Origin of the sequence: Streptomyces sp. BE303 (assembly GCF_036290945.1) — a bacterium.
Lineage (GTDB): Bacteria > Actinomycetota > Actinomycetes > Streptomycetales > Streptomycetaceae > Kitasatospora.
In genome coordinates this window covers 13104-33931 of sequence record NZ_JAQYWZ010000709.1, presented here as the reverse complement: position 1 = coordinate 33931, position 20828 = coordinate 13104, and the positions used below count along the sequence as shown (strand labels likewise).

The 20828-nt window shown below is 75.0% G+C and carries 19 protein-coding genes; 5 read left to right on the top strand and 14 right to left on the bottom strand.

Features of this window, described 5'->3' with window-relative positions; translation table 11 throughout:
• Positions 1-10 precede the first annotated feature (10 nt).
• Entirely contained in the window at positions 11-1762 is a 1752-nt protein-coding gene (locus tag PUR56_RS18625; RefSeq protein WP_329949767.1) for an ABC transporter substrate-binding protein, read from the bottom strand.
• A 238-nt stretch (positions 1763-2000) separates the two neighbouring features.
• Here PUR56_RS18625 and PUR56_RS18620 point away from each other — a divergent pair, with 238 nt between their 5' ends.
• Together PUR56_RS18620 and PUR56_RS18615 are read left to right on the top strand one after the other, a co-directional pair.
• Positions 2001-3512 carry an aminopeptidase P family protein gene (locus tag PUR56_RS18620; RefSeq protein WP_443034529.1) on the top strand — a complete coding sequence of 504 codons (1512 nt, stop codon included), beginning with the start codon at positions 2001-2003 and terminating at the stop codon, positions 3510-3512.
• A gap of 143 nt (positions 3513-3655) precedes the next feature.
• The gene (locus PUR56_RS18615) at positions 3656-4066 is read left to right on the top strand and encodes a MerR family transcriptional regulator (RefSeq protein WP_329949765.1); all 411 of its coding nucleotides are present in this window, start codon (positions 3656-3658) and stop codon (positions 4064-4066) included.
• Here PUR56_RS18615 and PUR56_RS18610 read toward each other — a convergent pair.
• The 3 genes from PUR56_RS18610 to PUR56_RS18600 form a co-directional block, all read right to left on the bottom strand.
• Positions 4026-5072, bottom strand: a complete 1047-nt coding sequence (locus PUR56_RS18610) for an NAD(P)H-dependent flavin oxidoreductase (protein WP_329949764.1) — start codon at positions 5070-5072, stop codon at positions 4026-4028. The two genes, PUR56_RS18615 and PUR56_RS18610, sit on opposite strands and share 41 nt — an antisense overlap.
• Before the next feature lie 65 nt (positions 5073-5137).
• A complete protein-coding gene (locus PUR56_RS18605; RefSeq protein ID WP_329949763.1) occupies positions 5138-5788 on the bottom strand; it encodes a response regulator transcription factor in 651 nt (216 codons plus the stop codon).
• Positions 5785-7002, bottom strand: coding sequence for a sensor histidine kinase (locus PUR56_RS18600; protein WP_329874999.1), 1218 nt, complete (start codon positions 7000-7002; stop codon positions 5785-5787). The genes PUR56_RS18605 and PUR56_RS18600 overlap by 4 nt, the downstream gene beginning before the upstream one ends.
• 165 nt (positions 7003-7167) lie before the next feature.
• On the opposite strand from PUR56_RS18600, the gene PUR56_RS18595 reads away from it, so the two are divergent.
• Together PUR56_RS18595 and PUR56_RS18590 are read left to right on the top strand one after the other, a co-directional pair.
• Positions 7168-8244, top strand: a complete 1077-nt coding sequence (locus tag PUR56_RS18595; RefSeq protein ID WP_329949762.1) for an ABC transporter permease — start codon at positions 7168-7170, stop codon at positions 8242-8244.
• Positions 8241-8921 (top strand): ABC transporter ATP-binding protein, encoded by a 681-nt coding sequence (locus tag PUR56_RS18590; RefSeq protein ID WP_329949761.1) that lies wholly within the window; start codon positions 8241-8243, stop codon positions 8919-8921. The genes PUR56_RS18595 and PUR56_RS18590 overlap by 4 nt, the downstream gene beginning before the upstream one ends.
• A 350-nt stretch (positions 8922-9271) precedes the next feature.
• On the opposite strand, the gene PUR56_RS18585 is transcribed toward PUR56_RS18590, so the two are convergent.
• Both PUR56_RS18585 and PUR56_RS18580 read right to left on the bottom strand, forming a co-directional pair.
• Positions 9272-9985 carry a GntR family transcriptional regulator gene (locus PUR56_RS18585; RefSeq protein ID WP_329874995.1) on the bottom strand — a complete coding sequence of 238 codons (714 nt, stop codon included), beginning with the start codon at positions 9983-9985 and terminating at the stop codon, positions 9272-9274.
• A 165-nt stretch (positions 9986-10150) separates the two neighbouring features.
• A complete protein-coding gene (locus PUR56_RS18580) occupies positions 10151-11095 on the bottom strand; it encodes an NAD(P)-dependent oxidoreductase (RefSeq protein WP_329949760.1) in 945 nt (314 codons plus the stop codon).
• Positions 11096-11202: 107 nt separating this feature from the next.
• Between PUR56_RS18580 and PUR56_RS18575 the strand changes: the two genes are divergently transcribed.
• Complete coding sequence (locus PUR56_RS18575) at positions 11203-11781, top strand: TetR/AcrR family transcriptional regulator (protein ID WP_329949759.1); 579 nt, start codon at positions 11203-11205, stop codon at positions 11779-11781.
• Between the two features lie 313 nt (positions 11782-12094).
• On the opposite strand, the gene PUR56_RS18570 is transcribed toward PUR56_RS18575, so the two are convergent.
• The 8 genes from PUR56_RS18570 to PUR56_RS18535 all read right to left on the bottom strand — a co-directional run bounded on the left by PUR56_RS18570 (position 12095) and on the right by PUR56_RS18535 (position 20736).
• Complete coding sequence (locus PUR56_RS18570) at positions 12095-13126, bottom strand: ornithine cyclodeaminase family protein (RefSeq protein ID WP_443034526.1); 1032 nt, start codon at positions 13124-13126, stop codon at positions 12095-12097.
• The gene (locus PUR56_RS18565) at positions 13123-14160 is read right to left on the bottom strand and encodes a proline racemase family protein (protein WP_329949758.1); all 1038 of its coding nucleotides are present in this window, start codon (positions 14158-14160) and stop codon (positions 13123-13125) included. Before PUR56_RS18565 ends, PUR56_RS18570 begins: the two co-directional genes overlap by 4 nt.
• The gene (locus tag PUR56_RS18560; RefSeq protein WP_329949757.1) at positions 14160-15524 is read right to left on the bottom strand and encodes an aldehyde dehydrogenase family protein; all 1365 of its coding nucleotides are present in this window, start codon (positions 15522-15524) and stop codon (positions 14160-14162) included. Before PUR56_RS18560 ends, PUR56_RS18565 begins: the two co-directional genes overlap by 1 nt.
• Positions 15525-15568: 44 nt before the next feature.
• On the bottom strand, positions 15569-16573 hold the full coding sequence (locus PUR56_RS18555) for a proline racemase family protein (RefSeq protein ID WP_329874987.1): 1005 nt from the start codon (positions 16571-16573) through the stop codon (positions 15569-15571).
• A 97-nt stretch (positions 16574-16670) separates the two neighbouring features.
• Entirely contained in the window at positions 16671-17534 is an 864-nt protein-coding gene (locus tag PUR56_RS18550; RefSeq protein ID WP_380358807.1) for a dihydrodipicolinate synthase family protein, read from the bottom strand.
• 118 nt (positions 17535-17652) lie between these two features.
• Positions 17653-19170 carry an FAD/NAD(P)-dependent oxidoreductase gene (locus PUR56_RS18545; RefSeq protein WP_380358794.1) on the bottom strand — a complete coding sequence of 506 codons (1518 nt, stop codon included), beginning with the start codon at positions 19168-19170 and terminating at the stop codon, positions 17653-17655.
• Complete coding sequence (locus PUR56_RS18540) at positions 19151-19465, bottom strand: (2Fe-2S)-binding protein (protein ID WP_329874983.1); 315 nt, start codon at positions 19463-19465, stop codon at positions 19151-19153. Before PUR56_RS18540 ends, PUR56_RS18545 begins: the two co-directional genes overlap by 20 nt.
• A gap of 98 nt (positions 19466-19563) precedes the next feature.
• On the bottom strand, positions 19564-20736 hold the full coding sequence (locus tag PUR56_RS18535) for an NAD(P)/FAD-dependent oxidoreductase (RefSeq protein ID WP_329949756.1): 1173 nt from the start codon (positions 20734-20736) through the stop codon (positions 19564-19566).
• Positions 20737-20828 lie beyond the last annotated feature (92 nt).

The window sequence follows — 20828 nt, the reverse complement described above, 5'->3', positions numbered from 1 at the left end:
GAACGGTCCCTCAGCCCTGGCTCTTCGCGGGGTCCTTGAGGCCGATCACGGCCATGTCGATCATGCCTGCGTAGCCGGAGTTGCCGAACGCGCCGGCCACGTTGGTGCCGACCAGCAGGGGGCGGCGCTGCCACATCAGCGGGATGGCCGGGGCCTTCTTCATCAGGTCCTCGTCCAGCTGCGACCAGGCCTTGTTGGCCTCGTTGACGTCCGTCATGGCCGCGATCTGGTCCATCCGGTCCATCGTGGCCTGGTCACGGAACTGGCTGTAGTTGCCCTGGTTGCCCTTCTCCTTGATGGTCCGGCCGTCGAAGAGGAACGGGAAGAAGGTCGCGGCGGACGGGTAGTCCGGGCACCAGCCCTGGATCAGCAGGTCGGGGGCGTTCTTGATGTCGCCGACCGTGTCGGCGAAGGCCGACGGGTCGACGGTGTTGACGGTGACCTGGATGCCGGACTTGGTCAGCGACTGCTGGAGGGCCTCGCCGCGGGTCTTGTCACCGAGCGAGACGGTGAGCGAGAGCTTGAGGTCGGTCTTGCCGGCCGCCTTCAGCAGCTCCTTGGCCTTCTCCGGGTCTCCGGTGGCCGGGATCTTCAGCGGGTCGGCCTTGGTGCCGCCGTTCAGCGACGGCGGCAGGAAGGAGGTGGCGACGTCGGCCATCGCGGGGCCGCCGAACGCGGTGACCTGGCTCTCCCGGTCGACGGCGTACATCATCGCCTCGCGGACCTTCGGGTCGTCGAAGGGCGCCTTGGAGGTGTTCAGGTAGAGGCTGTCGGTACAACCCGTGCGCTCGGCCACCATGCGGGCCTTGACGTCCGCCTTGGGCAGCACCTTCGGCACGGACTCGGGGCGCATCCACGGCATCTCGATGGCGGAGGCGTCGGCGCCGTCGCTGGCGATGATCCGGTCGTCGGCCTGGCCGCCCTTGAGGCCCTGGGTCACCACGATCTTGTCCGGATAGGCCTTGCGGACCGTGTCGCTGGCGGCGTCCCAGTTGGTGTTGCGGACCAGCACCAGCTGCTTGCCGCGGTCGTAGCTCTCGATCTTGTACGGGCCGGAGGAGAACGGGCGGATGTCGTACTGGGTGCCCTTCTCCTGGGCCTGCGGCACCGGGGAGAAGGTCGGCAGGGTCGCGGTGTAGGCGAACTCGGCGACCGAACGCTTGAGGTGGAAGACGATGGTCTTGTCGTCCGGCGTCTCGATGCTCGGCAGGTGCTCGCCGGTCAGCGGGCCCTTGTAGTTCTCGCCGCCGGCGAGGTACTGGACGGCGTAGTCGGGGCCGCCGGTGAGGTCGGGGGAGAACGAGCGCTCGACGTTGTACTTGATGTCGGCGGACTTGATCGGGGTGCCGTCCTCGTACTTGAGGCCGTCCTTCAGGGTGAAGGTCCAGGTCTTGCCGCCGTCGGAGGGGCGGCCGGTGTCCGTGGCGAGGTCCGGGACGATCTCGTTGCCGGCGGCACCCGGCTCGGCCTTGAAGGTGACCAGGGTGCGGTAGATCAGGCGGGTGCCGAAGTCCATGTGCGGCAGCACCCAGTTGCGGGCCGGGTCGAGGTGGGCGAAGTCCTGGTTGGTCAGCACCGTGAGGGTGCCGCCCTTGACCGGCGAGCCGCCGATGATCGTGCCGGACTCGGCGCCCGGACCCTTGGTGGAGCTCGGCGCGGCGTCACCGCCGGTGTCGCTCTTGTCCTTGGCACAGGCCCCGAGGCCGAGGGTCATTGTCGCCGCGATGGCCGCCGCGAGGGCAGCCTGGGTACGCCTGGTCATGTGCAACTCCGCTGTGGGGGGCCAACCGTGACCGGCCCGTCGTCCGCCCCGGGGTGATCCGGGGTCCTGCCGGGAGGGCGACCTCAAGGGGTCTAGCCGCTCCTCGGTGTGACCCGTAACATAGTAATGTGAAATTGCACTGCACAAGAGGTGACGCGACCCGTTACCGAGCTGTGTCCGTGCCGCCCCCGCGCCCCGATCGCCCGAAGCCCGACCCGCAAGGGCCTTGATCAGGGAAATCCCGTTCCAGGAAGCCCGCTTAGGAGTACCCCCGGTGACCCTCCGTCAGACCGGCCTCAACACCGGCAGCCACGACCTCCCCGTCTCCCCCGCCCTCGACGCCTTCATGGGCACCTCCTGGGCCCCCACCCCGCTCCCCGCCGCGAACCGGGTCCCCGCCCACGCCGCGCTGCCGGGCCGCCACGCCCGGCTCTCCGCCGCCTTCCCCGGCGAGCGGCTGATCGTTCCGGCCGGCCGGCTCAAGGTCCGCAGCAACGACGTCGACTACCGGTTCCGCCCGCACAGCGCCTACGCCTGGCTCACCGGCCTCGCCGGCGAGGACCAGGTCGGCCACGTCCTCGTCCTCGAACCGACCGGTCCCGACGGCCACGAGCCCGTCCTCTACCTGCGCCCCCGCTCCCCCCGCGGCGGCGACCCGGTCCGCGGCGCCGAGTTCTACCGCGACCGCCGCTACGGCGAGTTCTGGGTCGGCCGCCGCCCCGACCTCGACGAGGCCGCCCGGCTCACCGGCATCCGCGCCGAACACCTCGACGACCTCGACAAGCTCCTCGCCGGCCCCCAGCCCGCCACCCGCGTGCTCGCCGGCATCGACAGCGAACTCGACACCGCCGCCGGCCGCCCCGGCGCCGCCGCCCGGGCCGAGAACGACGCCACCCTGGCCGCCGTCCTCTCCGAGCTGCGCCTGGTCAAGGACGCCTGGGAGGTCGAGCAGCTCCAGCTCTCCGTCGACCACACCGTGCTCGGCTTCCAGGACGTCGTCCGCGCACTGCCCGACGCACTGCGCCACCACCGCGGCGAGCGCTGGATCGAGGGCGTCTTCAACCTGCGCGCCCGCGCCGAGGGCAACGGCATCGGCTACGACACCATCGCCGCCACCGGGGCGCACGCCTGCGTCCTGCACTGGATCCGCAACGACGGCGCCATCGACCCGAACGCGCTGCTGCTCCTCGACGCCGGCGTGGAGACCGACACCCTCTACACCGCCGACATCACCCGCACCCTCCCGCTCAACGGCACCTTCAGCCCGGTCCAGCGCCAGGCCTACGAGCTCGTCCTCGCCGCCCAGAGCGCCGGCATCGCCGCGCTGCGCCCCGGCGCCCGGTTCCGCGACTTCCACCACGCCGCCATGCGGGTCATCGCCGAAGGCCTCGCCGACTGGGGCGTGCTGCGCGTCTCCGCCGAGGAGGCCCTCGCCGAGGACAGCGGCCTCTACCGCCGCTACACCCTCTGCGGCACCGGCCACATGCTCGGCCTCGACGTCCACGACTGCGCGAAGGCCCGGGCCGAGACCTACCTCGACGGCGTCCTGGAGGAGGGCCACGTCCTCACCGTCGAGCCCGGCCTCTACCTCCAGCCCGACGACGAGACCCTCCCCCTGGAGCTGCGCGGTCTCGGCATCCGGATCGAGGACGACCTCGTCATCACCGCCGACGGCGCCCGCCTGATGTCCGGCGCCCTGCCCCGCTCCGTCGCCGGCATCGAGTCCTGGATGGCCGACCTCCTCGCCTGATCCCGGGCGGGCCGACCGGCCCGCCCCGCGGCAGGGGGCCTCAGGCGACCTTGATCGTCCGATCCCCCTGCCGCACCGTGACCTCGACCTCCGCTGCCGCACGCCCCGGTGGCGCGCTCATGTCCGGTGGGATGATCGGCCGCATGAGTGGAGCCGGTACGGAGATGCTGTCGCCCGCGGAGGCGGTGGCGCGGTCGGGGTTCAGCCTCGACACGCTGCGGTACTACGAGAAGATCGGGCTGCTGGACGCCGTACAGCGCGACCGCACCGGGCGGCGGCTGTTCAGCGAGCACGACCTCGCCTGGCTCGGCATGCTGCGGTGCCTGAGGGACACCGGCATGCCCATCGCCGGCATGCTCCGCTTCACCGAACTCGCACGCAGCGGGGACCTCACGGTCGCCGAGCGGCTCGCCGTGCTGGAGGAGCACGACGCCCGGGTCGAGGAGCAGATCGCCCATCTGCGACGGCAGCAGGGCCGCATCCGGGCCAAGATCGGCCACTACCGCGCGGTGCTCACCGACCCGCGGCCCGAGCCCGCTCCCACAGCTCCTTGACGAGCTCCGCCGCCGGCCCGCCGCGCGCCGCCCGGTGGCCCGTCCCGGCCCACAGGTGCATCGCCGCGGTGTCCCCACGGCGGGTCGCCGCCACGCGCAGCGGCTGCGTCAGGTGGTGCACCTCCGGGTAGGCGGCCGGCGCGTACGGCTCGTACCGGTCGATGAACGCGTTGCGCAGGCCGCGTGCCGGGCGCCCGGTGAACGACCTCGTCACCACCGTTTCCTCGAACTCCGCCAGCGCCGACCGGTGCGCCGCCGACGCCCCGGACTCGTCCGCGCACAGCAGCGCCGTCCCGAGCTGGACGGCCACCGCGCCGGCCCGCAGCGCGCCCGCGACGGCCGGGCCGTCGGCCAGCCCGCCGGCGGCGATCAGCGGCAGTCCGGTCACCGCCCGGACGCCGGCCAGCAGTTCGAGCAGCGGCTGGTCACCCGGGCGGTCCGCCACCCGGTGGGTCGCCCGGTGCCCGCCGGCCTCCGGACCCTGGACGCAGAGCGCGTCCATCCCGACCGCCTCGGCCCGCCGGGCCTCCTTGGGGGTGGTCACCGTGCCGACCTGGAAGCTCCCCGCGTCCCGCAGCGCCCGCGCCTCCTCGGCGGAGGGCAGCCCGAAGGTGTAGGAGACCACCGGGACGGGGGCGGGCCCGGCGAGCAGCGCGGCGATCTTGGCGTCCCAGTCGTCCCGGTCGGGCGCGATCGTCTCCGGCAGCGTCACGCCGTGCCGTTCGGCCTCCGGCCGGAGCCGGTCCCGGTAGGCCGCGACGGCCGCCGGGTCTCCCGGCTCCGCGGGCACGAAGAGGTTGACGCCGAACGGCCGGTCCGTCGTCTCCCGTACCCGGTGGATCTGTTCGAGCATCGCGGCGGCGCTCCGGTACCCGGCGGCCAGGAAGCCGAGCCCGCCGGCGCCGTTCACCGCGGCGACCAGCTCCGGTGTGGACGCCCCGCCCGCCATCGGCGCGGCGATCACGGGCACGGCGAGTCGGTCGAGTGCGTCGAGTCGGACGGCCATCCGGAGGTCCTCCACCGAGGTGTAACAGAGCGGTTCGAACAGCCACCACCCTACGCCCCGGCGGTCTACGCCCCCCGGCGGATCAGTCCCCCGGCCCGCGCCGCCCGTACCGCGGCCGTGCGCGACTCGACCCCCAACTTGGTGTAGACGTGCACCAGGTGCGACTTCACCGTGGCCTGGCTGAGGTGCAGCTCCCGGCTGATCTGCTGGTTGGTCAGCCCGTCCGCGACCAGCCCCAGCACCTCCGTCTCGCGGACGCTCAGCGCCGCCGCCGGCGTCCGCATCCGTTCCAGCAGCCGGTCCGCCACCGTGGCCGCCAGCGCCGACCGCCCGGCCGCCGCGGACCGGACCGCCCGGGCCAGCTCCTCCGGCGGCGCGTCCTTCAGCAGGTAGCCGGTGGCCCCGGCCTCCAGCGCCGGCAGGGTGTCCGCATCGGTGTCGTACGTGGTGACGACCAGGACCCGCGGCGCCCCCGCGCCCCGGGCGGTGATCGCCGCGGTGGCCTGGGCCCCGTTCATCGCCGAGCCGGCCCCGAACTGCAGGTCCATCAGCACCACGTCGACACCCGGGTCCGCCGCCAGTTCGACGGCCCGCTCGGCGGTGGCCGCCTCCGCGACGATCACGAAGCCCGGTTCGCTCTCCAGGACGGCCCGCAGGCCGGCCCGGACCACCGGGTGGTCGTCGGCGATCAGCAGGCCGATCGTGCCGTCGGTCATGCGGACTCCTCCGGGGTGGCAGCGGGCACCGGCAACAGTACGGCGAGCGCCGTGCCCTCGCCCGGCGCCGACTCCACCGCGAAGGTCCCGCCGAGCGACCGGGCCCGGGCCCGCATGGACGGCAGCCCGAACCCGCGGTCGCCGTCGCCCGGGCCGGCCTCGGCCAGGGCCTCCGGGTCGAACCCCGCCCCGTCGTCCACCACGTCCAGCGCGACCTCTCCCGGCGTGAAGCCGAGCGTCATCTCCGCATGGGTCGCCCCGGCGTGCCGCACCGTGTTGCCGAGCGCCGACTGCGCGATCCGCAGCAGCGCCACCTCGTGCGGCACGGGCAGCCGGACCCGTTCCCCGGAGACGTGCAGCCGCACGGGAAGTCCGCTGCGCACCGACGTCGTGGCGCAGAGCCGCTCCAGCGCGTCGGGCAGCGAGCCGCTCTCCAGGTCGGGCGGGGTGAGCGCGCGGACGAAGCGGCGCGCCTCGGCGAGGTTGTCCTGGGCGGCCTGCCGGGCCTGCTCCACGTACTCGGCGACGGCCCCGGTCCGCTCCGGCAGCGCCCGCTGCGCGGCCCGGAGCAGCAACTGGATGCTGGTGAGGCTCTGCGCGAGGGTGTCGTGGATCTCCCGGGCGAGCCGCTCGCGTTCGGCGAGGACGCCGGCCGCGTGGTGGGCGGCGGCGAGGTCCGCGCGGGCGGCGGTGAGCTCGTCGATGAGCCGGCGGCGTTCCTCGCTCTCCCGGTAGAGCGCCTGGTAGCCGAGGACGGTGGCGACGGCGACGGCGGCCCCCAGCAAAGGCCCGATCGCGGCGGCGACGCTGACGGTGTGCTCGTGCGCCGAGTACGCGGTGATGGCGGCGACGGCGGTGAGCAGCACCGCGGCCGGTCCGGCCCGGCGTCCGAGCAGGTGCAGTTCCAGGAAGTACAGCGGGAAGGCCACCCAGACCCCGTCCGGGGTGGCGACGAGGACACCCGCCCAGGTGACGCCGAGCAGGGCCAGCCAGAGCACGGAGGCCCGGCGGGAGCGGCGGACGGCGCCGATCAGCGGTCCGGCCGCGTAGACGGCGGCCATCGCGGTGGCGGCGGAGGTGACGGCCGCGAGGTCACCGCCCCGGCCGACCGCGGCCCGCGCGACGGCCAGCGCCAGCAGGCCCGCCACCGACAGGTGCAGGCAGACCTGGAGCATGCGGGCGACGGGGGTGGTTCGTGGTCGTTCGGTCGCCATCCGTCCAGCGTAGGGTCCTCGGCCGCATCCGGCATCAATCAAAGGGTTGAGCTCCGCCCCGGCCCTTCGATGCGGAGGTTCCCATCCCCGGTGCGATGCCCGGAGGCGCCCTCCCCGGCCAGTCTCGTCAGTGTCGGAAAAACGCGTCGGGAAGAAGGGCCGAAGGTGTTCGTCGCCTGGAGGGATCTGAGGTTCGCCAAGGGGCGGTTCGCCCTGATGGGAACCGTCATCGTACTGATCACCGTGCTGGTCGGCCTGTTGTCCGGGCTGACCGCCGGGCTGGGCCGGCAGAACGTCTCGGCGGTCACCGGGCTGCCCGCCGACCACCTGGCCTTCGCCAGACCGGCCGACGGGCAGAAGCTCTCCTTCACCGACTCCCGGCTGACTCCCGAGCAGTGGCAGGAGTGGGCGCGGGTCCCGGGCGTCACCTCCGCGCAGCCGCTCGGCATCACGACCACCAGGGCGGCGGCCGGTCCGCGTAGCGCCGCGCTCTCCGTCTTCGGGGTGCCGGACGGCTCGTCGCTGGCCCCGCAGGGTGCGCTGCTCGGCCCCGGCCGGGCGGTGCTGTCGCAGACCGCCGCACAGGACCTCGGCGGTCTGCGCCCCGGCGACGCGTTCACGCTGGCCGGTCGGCCGCTCCGGGTCGCGGCGGTGGCGGGCGACGCCTCGTTCAGCCACACCCCGGTCGTCTGGGCGAGCCTCACCGACTGGCAGCAGACCGCGCCGGGCGGCGCGGGTCACGCCACCGTGGTCGCGCTCACCACCGCCTCCGGCGCCGATCTGGCCGCCGCCGACGCCCGCCTCGGCACCGAGACCCGCAGCCGGGCGGACTCGCTCGCCGCGATCGGCTCCTACACCTCGGAGAACGGCTCGCTCCAGCTGATGCGCGGCTTCCTGTTCGCCATCTCGGCCCTGGTGATCGGCGCGTTCTTCACCGTGTGGACGATCCAGCGCAGCGGCGACATCGCCGTCCTGAAGGCGCTCGGCGCCTCCACCCGCTACCTGCTGCGGGACGCCCTCGGCCAGGCGGTGGTGCTGCTCGTCCTGGGCACCGCCGCCGGCACCGCGATCGCGGCCGGCGCCGGCGCGCTGATCGGCTCGGCCGTGCCGTTCGTCCTGGACGCGCCGACCGTGCTCGTCCCGGCCGCCGTGATGATCACGCTCGGCGCGGTCGGCGCGGCCCTGTCCGTCCGCCGGATCACCTCCGTCGACCCGCTGACCGCTCTGGGGAGCGTCCGATGAGCCTGCACCTCGACCGCATCACCCTCACCTACCCCGACGGCGACGGCCGGCTGACCGCCCTGGACGAGGTCTCGCTGACCGTCCCGAAGGGCACGGTCACGGCGGTGGTGGGTCCGTCCGGCTCCGGCAAGTCCAGCCTGCTGGCGGTCGCCGCGACGCTGATCGCCCCGGACTCCGGCCGGGTGGTGGTGGACGGCACCGAGACCGCCGGCCTGGGCCGCGCCGCGCTCACCGCGCTGCGCCGGGACCGGATCGGGATCGTCTTCCAGCAGCCCAACCTGCTGCCCTCGCTCACCGCGGCCGAACAGCTCCAGGTGATGGCCCACCTGGACGGCCGCTCCCCGCGTGCCGCGCTCCCCCGGGCGCTGGACCTGCTGGACGCGGTCGGCCTGCGCGGGCAGGCGGCCCGCCGCCCGCACCAGCTGTCCGGCGGTCAGCGCCAGCGCGTCAACATCGCCCGCGCGCTGATGAACGATCCGACCGTGCTGCTGGTGGACGAACCGACCAGCGCCCTGGACCACGAACGCGGGGCCGCCGTCCTCGACCTGCTGACCGCGCTCACCCACCGGCGTGCCACGGCCACCGTCCTGGTCACCCACGACCGGACCCACCTGACGGCGGTCGACCAGGTCGCCGAGGTCCACGACGGACGCCTCACCGTCCCCGCGGCGGTCTGACCCCCCTGACGGGTCCTACGTCTTCGCCGCCAGCACGTCGTCCACCGACAGCGTCACCGGGGCCCCGATCGACTCGGACAGGGTGAACGACTGCCCGGGGCGGTGGACGGCGTGCACGCGGTGGTCGCCGCCCTGACGGGCACCCCGGCGGGCGCGTACGCGGAGGGCTTCTTCTTCAGGTCGTCACTCAGGTTCGACGACGTGACCTCCAGGACGAGGCGGAACACCGCCGGGTCGTACGTGCGCTGCCGATGTCGGGAACATCATCGTAGGACCCGGGCCCGTTCCCCGGCCCGATCGCCGGAACGCACCCGTCCGGGTGACTCCGCCCTACCGTGCCCTACCGCGCCCTACCGCGCGCGGAGGCGCAGCGCCGGGCGGGCCTCCTCCGCGGCCTCCTCCTGGCCCTCCGCCCACAGCGAGCGGACGTGGCTGAGGTGACGGGACATGCAGGCCTCGGCGGCGTCGGCGTCACCGGAGATCATCAGGTCGAGCAGCGCCAGGTGCTCCTCCGCCGAGGAGACCAGCTCGCCGCGCTCGGCGAGCCGGTTGAGGCCGTAGAGGCGGGAGCGCTTGCGCAGGTCGCCGACGACCTCCACCAGGCGGGCGTTGCCGGCCAGCCCGAGCAGGTCGAGGTGGAACTGGCGGTCGGCCTCCAGGTAGCCGATCAGGTCGTGCTTGCCGGCCGCGACGACGATGGCCTCGGCCTGCGGGCGCAGCGCCTCCAACTGTTCGGCGGTGGCGGAGCGGGTGACCCGGCCGACCGTCGGGACCTCGATCAGGGCGCGGATCTCGGTGAAGTCGTCGAGGTCGCGCTCGGTCAGCTCGGTGACCCGGAAGCCCTTGTTGCGGACGGCCTCGACCAGGCCCTCGCGGGCGAGGTCCAGCATGGCCTCGCGGACGGGGGTGGCGGAGACGCCGAAGTCGGCGGCGAGCGCGGGCGCGGAGTAGACCACGCCGGGGCGCAGTTCACCGGAGATCAGGGCGGCGCGGAGCGCGTGGGCGACCTGGTCGCGCAGCCGCTCCTGGACGGAGATCAGGGTGCGGGGTTTGAGGTCGGCCATGGTGTTCCTCCGGGTGGGTGCAGAACACCAGCGTACAATGTCACGTTACGTTGAGTGTGCAACAGTCCGCGATTCGGAGATCCCGTCAGCGGTCGGATCTTGCGCCGGACCCCATCGTGGCAGGGCCGCCGACCGGTGGCAACGGTCGGCGGCCCCGGACCCGCGTCACTCCCCGGCCGCCACTCCCCCCGCCTCCGTCGCGCCCTCCCCCCTGAACTGCCCGATCAGGCTGGTCGCACTGGACCCGCCGTGCCCGGCCTCGACGCCGCGCCGGAAGGTGTCCGCCAGCAGCCGGGGCAGCGCGCCGTCCACCCCCGACGCCTCCACGGTGTGCAGGACGTGATCGAGGCTGGCGGCGGCCATGACGAGCCGGTCGACGTCACCCCCGTGGTGCCCGGCGGTGATCCGGGGCGCGTAGAAGGACAGGAATCCGGGCATCGAGGCGGCCGTCGAGGCGGCGTAGGGGAGGAACTCCTCGGCCGAGATGCCGTTGGCCTCCGCGACGGCGGTGGCGTGCAGGTAGCCGGCCAGCGAGGTCCAGAAGAGGTCCATCTGGATCTGGTAGTACAGCTGGGCCAGCCCGGGGTCGTCGCCCCGGTAGTCGGCGCCGGTGAGCACCTCCAGGGCGGGCCGGTGCTCCCGGAAGGGCTCGACCGGCCCGCTGTAGAACGTGTCCGACTCCGGCCGGCCGATGCCGGACGGCGGCACCCGGACGCCACCGGTCAGGTGGGCGGCGCCGCGTTCGGCGAGCCAGCGGGCGGCCTCCCGGGCGCGCTCGGGGGTGTCCGAGCTGAGGTTGACGACGACCTTGCCGCGCAGCTCCGACTCGGCGGCGGTCAACACGTCGAACACCGCGTCGTAGTCGGTGAGGCTCAGGACCACCAGGTCGTTGGCGGCCACCGCCTCGGCCGCCCCCGGCGCGAGGACGGCGCCCCGGGCGACCAGCCCCCCGGCCCGGCCCGCGGTCCGGTTCCACACGGTGACGGCGTATCCGGCGTCCAGGTAGGCGGCGGCCATCGCGCGGCCCATCGGGCCGAGACCGATCAGGGTGACGGACCTCGCCGCCCCCTCGGCGTACTGGGCGTATCGGGCGGGCTGGGCGGCAGACATGGGAATCCCCTCCGAAGGGTTCGCTAGAACGAACGCTCTATCCAGGAGGAAGCCAGCACGGCCCTGGAACGAACGCTCTATCCATTCGACCGGCTAGACTCGCCGTCGTGAAGACGACCACCACCGGCACCCGCGAGCGGATCGTCCGGGCCACCTCCCGGCTGCTCCAGCGCCAGGGGTACGAGGGCACCGGCATCAAACAGATCTCCCGCGAGGCGGAGGCCACCCTCGGCTCCGTCTACCACTTCTTCCCCGGCGGCAAGCAGGAGCTGGCCGCCGAGGCGATCCGCCACGGCGACCAGGAGTTCGCCGAGCTGCTCCGCACCGGACTGGACAGCGCGGCCGACCCTGCCGAGGCGGTCATCGCGTGCACGCGCCTGCTCGCCGACGCGCTGCGCGACTCCGGGTGGCAGGACGGCTGCCCCATCACCACCACCGCCCTGGAGACGGTCGGCCGGGCCCCGGTCATCGAGGAGGCCGTCGTCGAGGCGTTCGCGCGCTGGCGCGCGATCGTCGAGGAGAAGCTGCACACCTCCGGGATCGGCCTCACCGACGCCCGTGAACTCGCCGCCACCGTCATCAACACCCTGGAGGGTGCGGAGCTGGCCGCCCAGGTGGCCCGCAGCGAGGAACCGCTCCACCTCACCGGCCGCCACCTGGCCCGCCTGATCGCCACCTACCGGTAGGACGCCCCCGGCCCCCCGACACCCGGGCACCCCGCCGGCCACGCACCGCACGGCCCGGGCACCCCACCGCCCGGGCACCCCACCGCTCAGGCACCGCACCGCCGACCGGCCGGACACACAAAAGCGGCCGACGCGACCGGGGATCCCTCCCGGTGCGTCGGCCGCAGCTCCGGCCCACTCCTCCAACGACCAATCAGTTTCCGAGGAAACGGACTTGACGCCCGGCACGCCGAGCGCGCCGGCCGCACCGGGCGCACTCGACGTGCCGGACCTCCGGGCCCCGGGCCGTCGGCCCGGGCACCCCGGCGGAAGATCAGCGCAGACCGCGCCGATGCACCTCCGCCGCCACGGCAAGGTCCTGCCAGGCCATCCCCACGCTCTTGAAGAAGCGCGGGCGGTCCGCCGGCACCGGCGCCTCGCCGCGCACCAGCTCGGCCAGGTTCCACAGCTCGTCGGCGGCAGTGACGCCCGCCATCAGCAGGTCGCCGGCCTCCCGGAGCGCGGCGGACCGCGCCTCCACGTACAGCGCGGACCGGCCGACCAGGAGCTCGTCCACCTCGCGGGCGTCCACCTCGTGCGAGCCGACCGCCGCCACCGCCGCGCGGTCCGGCACCAGCGAGCCGTCGAACAGCGGCGTGCGCGCCGTGGTGCAGCAGACCACCACGTCGGCGTCGGCCACGTCGGCCGGCGTGCCGAGGGCCGCGGCCAGGCCGCGCGCCCGGGCGTACCGGGCCAGCGCCTCGGCCGGCCGCTCGCTGCGGGCGACCACCGTCACCCGGGTCAGCGGCAGGACGCCGAGCAGCGCGTCCAGGTGCCCGTACGCCTGCGGGCCGGCCCCGAAGAGGACCAGGTGCGCGGCGTCCGGCGCGGCCAGCCGGCGCAGCGCGGCCGCGGTGACGGCCGGCGTGCGCAGCGCGGTGAGCGCGGCGCCGTCGAGCAGGGCGACGGGCTGCAGGGTGGGACCGTCGAGCAGCAGGTAGCTGCCGGTGATCCGGGGCAGCCCGGCCGCCGGGTTGGCGGGCGCGACTCCCGCGATCTTGACCCCGGTGTACGCGGCGGAGGCGGCCGGCATCAGCAGCAGTTCGCCGGCCGGCACCGGCATCGCCGAGCGGGCGGGCCCGGCCTCCGGGTCCAGCCCGTCGAGGAGCACCTGCTCGATCGCGGCGACGGCCTCGGCCGGGGTCAGCCCGACGGCGCCCTGCCCGACCTCACCGACCTCACCGACCTGACCGACCTGACCGGCCTGACCGGCCTGACCGGCCGGGCCGACCTCACCGACCGGCGCGGCGGGCGGCGGGGCGTCCGCGCCGACCGGCCCGAGGCCGCCCCGGAGCTCGCCCGTCACAGCAGGAACCCCACGCCGAGCTCGTCCCGGGGGTCGAGCAGGAACCGGTGCTCCCCCGTGCGGTAGGCGTGGCCCGTCACCTCGGTGACCACCCCGTCGCCCCACGGGTCGCCGCCGGCCAGGACCCGGCCGCCGAAGACCGTTCCGACGATCGACTCGTGCCGCAGCTCCTGCCCGGGCAGGAGCCTGCCTTCGGCGGCGAGCACGGCGAGCCGGGCCGAGGTGCCGGAGCCGCACGGCGAGCGGTCGATCTGCCCGTCCGCGAAGACGGTGACGTTCCGCTGGTTCAACCCGCCGTCGGCGGAGGGGAGTTCGTCGTACAGGATGACGCCGTAGACGCCCGACAGCCGGCGGTCCACCGGGTGCTGGACCGCGGGTTCGTCGGCCAGCGCGGCCTGGATCTCCCGCCCGGCCGCGGTGAGCTCGGGCAGCCGGTCGAGGCTGACCGAGAGCCCCAGGGCGGCGGCCGGCACCGAGGCGTAGCAGGCCCCGGCGTGCGCGACGGCCACCTCGACGGTCCCGCGCGAGGTCGCGACCGGGACCTTGAGGTCGCCGACCCAGGCCGGGACGTTGCGGAAGGTCACCCCGGTGGTGCGCCCGCCGCTCCGGTGGACCAGCGCGGTGACGCGGCCGGACGGGACGTCGATCCGCACCCGGGCGACGCCGAACTCCGGCGCCGGGACGAGCCCGGAGTCCACCGCCCAGGCGCCGAGCGCGATGGTGCCGTGACCGCAGGCGGTCGAGTAGCCGTCCTTGTGCCAGAAGAGCACGCCGAGGTCGGCCTCGTCGTCGTCCGGCGGCACCAGGAACCCGCCGTACATCCCGGCGTGCCCGCGCGGTTCGCGGGTGAGCAACCGGCGCACCTCGTCCAGCGGGCCGGGCCGGGGCGAGGTGGCGGTGCCGCCCGCGCCGATCGCGATCGCCCGCCGCTCGGCGACGGTGTCCCCGGGGACGACCGGGGCGCCACCGACCACGATCCGGAACGGCTCGCCGGCCGTGTGGTAGTCGACCGTGTCGACGTGATCGACCCGCATCAGGCACCGCCCGCCGGCAGCAGGGTGACCGTGCGGCCCTGGGTGTAGAAGTCGAGCGCGGCCTCGCCCTGCTCCCGCGCACCGTGGCTGGCGCCCTTGGCGCCGCCGAACGGCAGGTGGAAGTCGACGCCGCTGGACGGCGCGTTGACCCGGATCATGCCCGCGTCCAGCCGGTCGGCGACGGCGAGCGCGACGTCCAGGCTGCGGGTGTGCACCGAGGCGGCCAGCGTGTACGGGGTGTCGTTGGCGAGCGCGACCGCCTCGTCCAGGTCGGCCGCGGCGTGCAGCACGGCGATCGGGCCGAAGAACTCCTCGCGCCGCAGCGGGTGCCCGTCCGGCACCCCGGCGACCAGGGTCGGGTCCAGGTACCAGCCGGCCCGGTCCGGGACGCCGCCGCCGGCCAGCACCTCGGCGCCGGCCTCCCGGGCGGAGGCGAGGGCCTCGGTGATCTGGTCGCGCGAGGCGGCGTTGATGACCGGCCCGCAGGCCGTCTCGTCGACCTGCGCCAGCGCCTTGACCAGCGCGGCGCGCAGCGGCTCGTAGGCTTCGCCGACGGCGATCACCCGGCTGGTGGCGGTGCACTTCTGCCCGGCGTACCCGGCGATCGCCGCGGCCAGGTGGGCGGCGGCCTGCTCGAAGTCGGCGTCCGGCAGGACCAGCGCGGCGTTCAGCCCGCCGAGCTCGGCCTGGACCGGGGTGCCCCGCTCGGTGGCGGTCCGGACGACCTGCTTGCCGACCCCGGTGGAGCCGGTGAACGAGACCACGTCCGCGGCGCCGACCAGCGTCCCGCCCTCGGCCCCGCCGCCGGGCAGCACGGTGAAGACGTCGTCCGGCAGCCCGGCCTCGGCGACCAGCTCGGCGAGGCGCTTCGCGCAGCCGATCGCCTCCGAGGACGGCTTGAGCACCACGGTGTTGCCGACGGCCAGCGCCGGTGCGGCCTTCCAGGTGGGGATCGCCAGCGGGAAGTTCCACGGCGTGATCAGCCCGGCCACGCCGTACGGGCGGCGGCGGGTGAGCAGCAGCCCGGGCCCGGCGGCGGTCTCGTGCACGGCGCCGGACGCCGCGTACGGCGCCTGCGCGTAGTACCGCCAGATCGCGGCGGTGCGGGCCACCTCGCCACGTGCCTCGGCCGCCGGCTTGCCGACCTCGCGCACGATCAGCGCGGCCAGCTCCTCGGCGTGCGCCTCGACCACCTCGGCGATCCGGGTGAGCGCGGCCGAGCGACCGCCGGCGCCGGCCGCGACCCAACCGGGCTGCGCGGCACGGGCGCGGGCGACGGTGGCCTCGACGGCCTCGGCACCGGGGGCGGGCGCCTCGGCGACGAGGTCCGCGGGGTCGGCGGGGTTGTACGAACGGATCGTCACGGCAACAAGCCCTTCAGGGGGGTCGGCGGGTGAGGCGGCGGGCTTCAGAGCAGGAAGCCGGCCGGGAACGGGTCGCTGGGGTCGAGGAAGTACTGGGCGGTGCCGGTGATCCAGGCCCGCCCGGTGACGGTGGGGACGACCGCGGGCCGTCCGGCCACCTCGGTCTCCTCGACCAGGCGCCCGGTGAAGGTCGTCCCGATGAAGGAGTCGTTGCGGAAGTCCCGGCCGAGCGGCAGCTCTCCGCGCGCGTGCAGCTGCGCCATCCGGGCCGAGGTGCCGGTGCCGCAGGGCGAGCGGTCGAACCAGCCGGGGTGGATGGCCATGGCGTGCCGGGAGTGCTCGGCGGTGGAGCCGGGGGCGAGCAGCTGGACGTGGTGGCAGCTGTGGATGGACGGGTCCTCCGGGTGCACCGGCCGGTCCGGGCTCCCGTTGATCGCCTCCATCAGCGCCAGGCCGGCGTCCAGGATGTCCTGCTTGCGCTCGCGTTCGAAGGGGATCCCGAACTCGGCGAGCGGCAGGATGGCGTAGAAGTTGCCCCCGTACGCGAGGTCGTAGCCGACGGTGCCGTACCCGGGCACCTCGATCGTGCGGTCCAGCGCCACGGAGTAGGACGCCACGTTGCGGATGGTGACCGAGGTGGCCGCGCCGTCCTCGACCGCGACGTCGGCGATCACCAGGCCGGCCGGGGTGTCCAGCCGGACGGTCGTGACCGGCTCGACCACCGGCACCATCCCGGTCTCGACCAGCACGGTGGCGACGCCGATGGTGCCGTGCCCGCACATCGGCAGCAGGCCGGAGACCTCGATGTAGAGCACCCCGAAGTCGGCGTCGGGCCGGGTCGGCGGCTGGAGGACGGCGCCGCTCATCGCGGCGTGGCCGCGCGGCTCGTACATCAGCAGGGTGCGGAAGTGGTCGAGGTGCTGCTGGAAGTGGACCCGGCGTTCGGCCATGGTGGCACCGGGGATGACGCCGAACCCGCCGGTGACGACCCGGGTGGGCATGCCCTCGGTGTGCGAGTCGACGGCGTGGAAGACGTGGCGGGTGCGCATCTGGCGGAGCTCCGTGGGGGTGGGGGTGAATGGTGGGGCCGGAGGCCGGCTGCCCCCGCAGCCGGCCGTCCCGGACACCGGACGTTCGGAGCGGCGGTTACGCGTGGCCCTCGGCCAGGGCCTTCTCGGTGGCCGCACGGACGGCCGCCTCGACCTCCGGGGTCAGCGGCCCGCGGGGGGCGCGGACCGGACCGCCGGGGCGGCCGGCGATGTCCATGGAGAGCTTGATGGCCTGGACGAACTCGGTCTTGGAGTCCCAGCGCAGCAGCGAGTGGAGCGAGGTGTAGAGCGGCAGCGCGGTGTCCAGGTCGCGTGCGACGGCGGCCCGGTAGAGCGCGACGCTCGCCGCGGGCAGCGCGTTCGGGTAGCCGGCGATCCAGCCGACCGCACCCGCGAGGGCCAGCTCCAGCAGCACGTCGTCGGCGCCGATCAGGAGGTCGAGGCCCGGGGCCAGCTCGGCGATCTCGTAGGCCCGGCGGACGTCGCCGCTGAACTCCTTGACCGCGACGATCGAGCCCTCGCCGTGCAGCTGCGCGAGCAGCGCGGGGACGAGGTCGACCTTGGTGTCGATCGGGTTGTTGTAGGCCACGATCGGGACGCCGGCCTTGGCCACCTCGGCGTAGTGCGCCCGGACGGCGTCGTGGTCGGCCCGGTAGGCGTTGGGCGGCAGCAGGAGGACGGAGCCGGCGCCGGCCTCGGCGGCCTGCTCGGCCCAGCGGCGGGACTCGGCGCTGCCGTAGGCGGCCACACCGGGCATGACGCGGGAGCCGTCACCGGCGGCCTCGACGGCGACCTCGACGACCCGGGCGCGCTCCTCGGCGGTCAGGGTCTGGTACTCGCCGAGCGAGCCGTTGGGGACGACGCCGTCGCAGCCCGACTCGATCAGCCAGCGGACGTGGTCGGCGTAGGCGTCGTAGTCGACGGAGAGGTCCTCGCGCAGCGGGATCGTGGTGGCGACCATGATGCCGCGCCAGGGGCGGGTGGTGTCGTGCGGGGTGTGGGACACAGCTTCTCCTTGGTGAGGTGTGACATTTTACTAGAGATCGCGCGGTGGAGACAAGAGTCCCCGACCGGCGAGTTCAGTCCAGGTCCGAGCCCTGCGGCCCGTCCCCGTGCGGTTCGGCCGCGAGCTGCCCGAGCGGGACCGGGCAGGAGAACGGGCGGCTGTCCGGCCGCACTTCCTCCTCGCCGATACCGGCACCGGCACCGGCGCCACCACCGGCACCGGCGAGGCAGGCCACCGCCGGACCGCACATCCGGCCCTGGCACCAGCCCATCCCGGCCCTGGTCAGCAGCTTCACGGTGCGGGCGTCTCCCGCGCCCAGCTCCTCCACCGCCTCCCGGATGACACCGGCCGGCACCTCCTCGCAGCGGCAGACGTCGGTGTCCGGCCGCAGCCAGCCGGTCCAGCCCGGGCCGGGCCGGTGGGAGGCGGCCATCAGCTCGGCGAAGGCCCGCAGCCGGGTCCGCCGCCGCAGCAGCGCGGTGCGCACCGGACGGTCCGCCACCGCGTGCGCGGCCAGCTCGCCCTCCGCGATCGCGAGGTCGGCGCCGCCGACGCCGCAGGCCTCGCCGGCCGCCCAGAGGCCGGGCACGGTGGTCCGCAGCCGGGCGTCGACCGTGAGCGCGGCGGTCCCGTCGGGGGTGGTCCGGGTCGCCGCCCCCAGTTCGGTGGCCAGCTCGATCTGCGGCAGCAGCCCGTGGCCGACGGCGAGCGCGTCGCACGCGATCCGCCGCTCCGTGCCGGGCACCGGCCGCCACTCGGCATCCAGCCGGGCCACCGTGACGGCGGTGACCCGGTCGGTGCCGTGCGCCTCGACCACCGCGCTGCTGCGGCGCAGCCGAACGCCGTGCCGCAGCAGTGCGGAACCGTGCCCGGCGCCCTCGACCAGCTTGGCCGGGACGGCGGCCAGCACACCGGGGCGCCGGGCGTAGCCGAGGTAGTTCGTGGCCTCGACCACCGCGGGCACCTCGGCCCCGGCGGTGACGAGCGAGGACGCCGCGGCGAGCAGCAGCGGACCGCTGCCGGCCACCACGATCCGCCGGCCGGGCAGGACCAGACCGGCCTTGAGCATGGCCTGCGCACCACCGGCGGTGACCACTCCGGGCAGCGTCCAGCCCGGGAAGGGGAGCTGCCGCTCGTAGGCGCCGGTCGCGAGCAGCACGGCCGCGGACCGGACGGTGGCCCGGTCGTCGGCGGCGGGTCCGGTGGTGGCGTGCAGCCGCCAGTCCCGGTCCCCCGCCCGCTCCAGCGCCCAGACCTGGTGGCCGGCCAGCAGCTCGACCCGCCCGGCCGCCCGGTGGGCGTCGAGCCGGTCGGCGAGGCCGGTGTAGACGGACCAGCCGTGGTGCAGCCGGTCCGGCCGGGCGGCGCCGAGGCCGGGCGCGGGGTGGCGGTAGTACTGGCCACCGGTGCGCTCTCCCGCGTCGAGCAGGGCGCAGCGCAGCCCGAGGTCAGCGGCGGTCACGGCGGCGGCCAGGCCGGCCGGCCCGGCCCCGATCACCGCGAGGTCGTACGGCGCCCGCGCGGCTTCGGCGGGTCCGGTGCCCGCGGGGGATCCCGCGGCTCCGGCGGACTCAGACGGCGAGGTCGGCACGGCCGTGGCCCTCCTGGGTGGTGACGGTGGTGCCGGGCTCGGCCGGCAGCAGGCAGGTGCGCCGGTTGGGCTGCCCGTCGACGGTGGCCAGGCAGTCGTAGCAGACGCCGATCCCGCAGAACGCCCCGCGCGGCTTCCCGCCGACCCGGGTGGTGCGCCAGGCGAGCACGCCGTCGGCCCAGAGCGCGGCGGCGATCGTCTGCCCGGGCAGTGCGGGCACGGACCGGCCGTCGAACTCGATGGTGTGCGCGGGCCCGGGTTCGGCCCGGACCAGGTCGGCGGGGGTACGGCGCATGGGTGGGGTTCTCCGTTCAGCTCATCCTGGGGCGCGCGAGCGCCGTCGTCCCGGTGCGTGCGGGCACCGTGCGGATTGCGGTCAGCGCTCCGCGCAGGTCACGAGGGGCCGCCGGCGACCGGGAAGCGGTCGGCGCGGAACGGCGTGAGGTCCAGTTCGGGTGCCTTGCCGACGAGCTGCTGGGCGATCAGCAGCCCGGTGGCCGGGGCCAGCCCGATGCCCGCGCCCTCGTGGCCGCAGGCGTGGTAGAGCCCGGGCACCCGCGGATCGGCGCCGATCGCGGGCAGGTGGTCCGGCAGGTACGGACGGAACCCCCGGTAGGCGCGCATCACGCTCACTCCGGCCAGCACCGGGAAGAGCGCCGCCGCCTGCACGGCCAGCCGGTGGAGCACCTCCACCGAGAGCGTCCGGTCGAAGCCGACCCGCTCCCGGCTGGCGCCGATCAGCACCGGCCCGCCCGGGGTCCCCTCGACCACGGCCGAGGTCTGCAGCGCGGCCGATCCGCTGGCCACGTCGGCGACGTAGTCGGCGGCGTACACCTTGCGCCGGACGATCCGCGGCAGCGGCTCGGTCACCAGCACGAAGCCGCGCCGGGGCAGCACCGGGAGGTGGACGCCGGCCAGCGAGGCCAGCTCGCCGCCCCAGGTGCCGGCGGCGTTGACCACCGCGGGCGCGTCCAGTCGCCGCCGGTCGGTCTCGACGCCGCGCACGGTGCCGTCGGCCGCCAGACGCACCGCCCGGACGGTCTCGCCGGTGTACAGCCGGGCGCCGGCCGCCCGGGCGGCCCGCAGCAGGTGGGCGGCGGCCAGTGCGGGCTGGACCTGGGCGTCCTGCGGGTACAGGAACCCGCCGGCCAGTCCGGGCGCGAGGTGCGGTTCCAGCTCCCGCAGCCGCTCGCCGGGGATCTCCTCGGAGGTGACGCCCACGGCGGTCTGCTCGGCGGCGAAGGCGCGCAGCGCGTCCTGCCGGGCCGGCGTGGAGGCGACCACGAGCCCGCCCTTGGGCTCGTACTCGACGGCGGTGCCGAGCTCCTCGGCGATCTCGCGCCAGAGCCGGGTGGAGTACAGGGCGAGGTCGAGCTCGGGACCGGGCTCCTTGTCGGAGACCAGCAGGTTGCCCTCGCCGGCGCCGGTGGTTCCGCCCGCGACCGGGCCGCGGTCGACGACGGCGACCGCGAGGCCGGCGGACGCGGCGTAGTACGCGCAGGCGGCGCCGACGACACCGGCGCCGACCACCACGACGTCGGGGAGGAGTCTCTGGGAGTGGGGCACGGCAGTAATATGTCACATGCCATGCATCGTGCCAAGACCGCCCGCCCCGCCGCGCCGGGAGCGGACCGCCCGCGAAAAAGCCCCGACCCGCC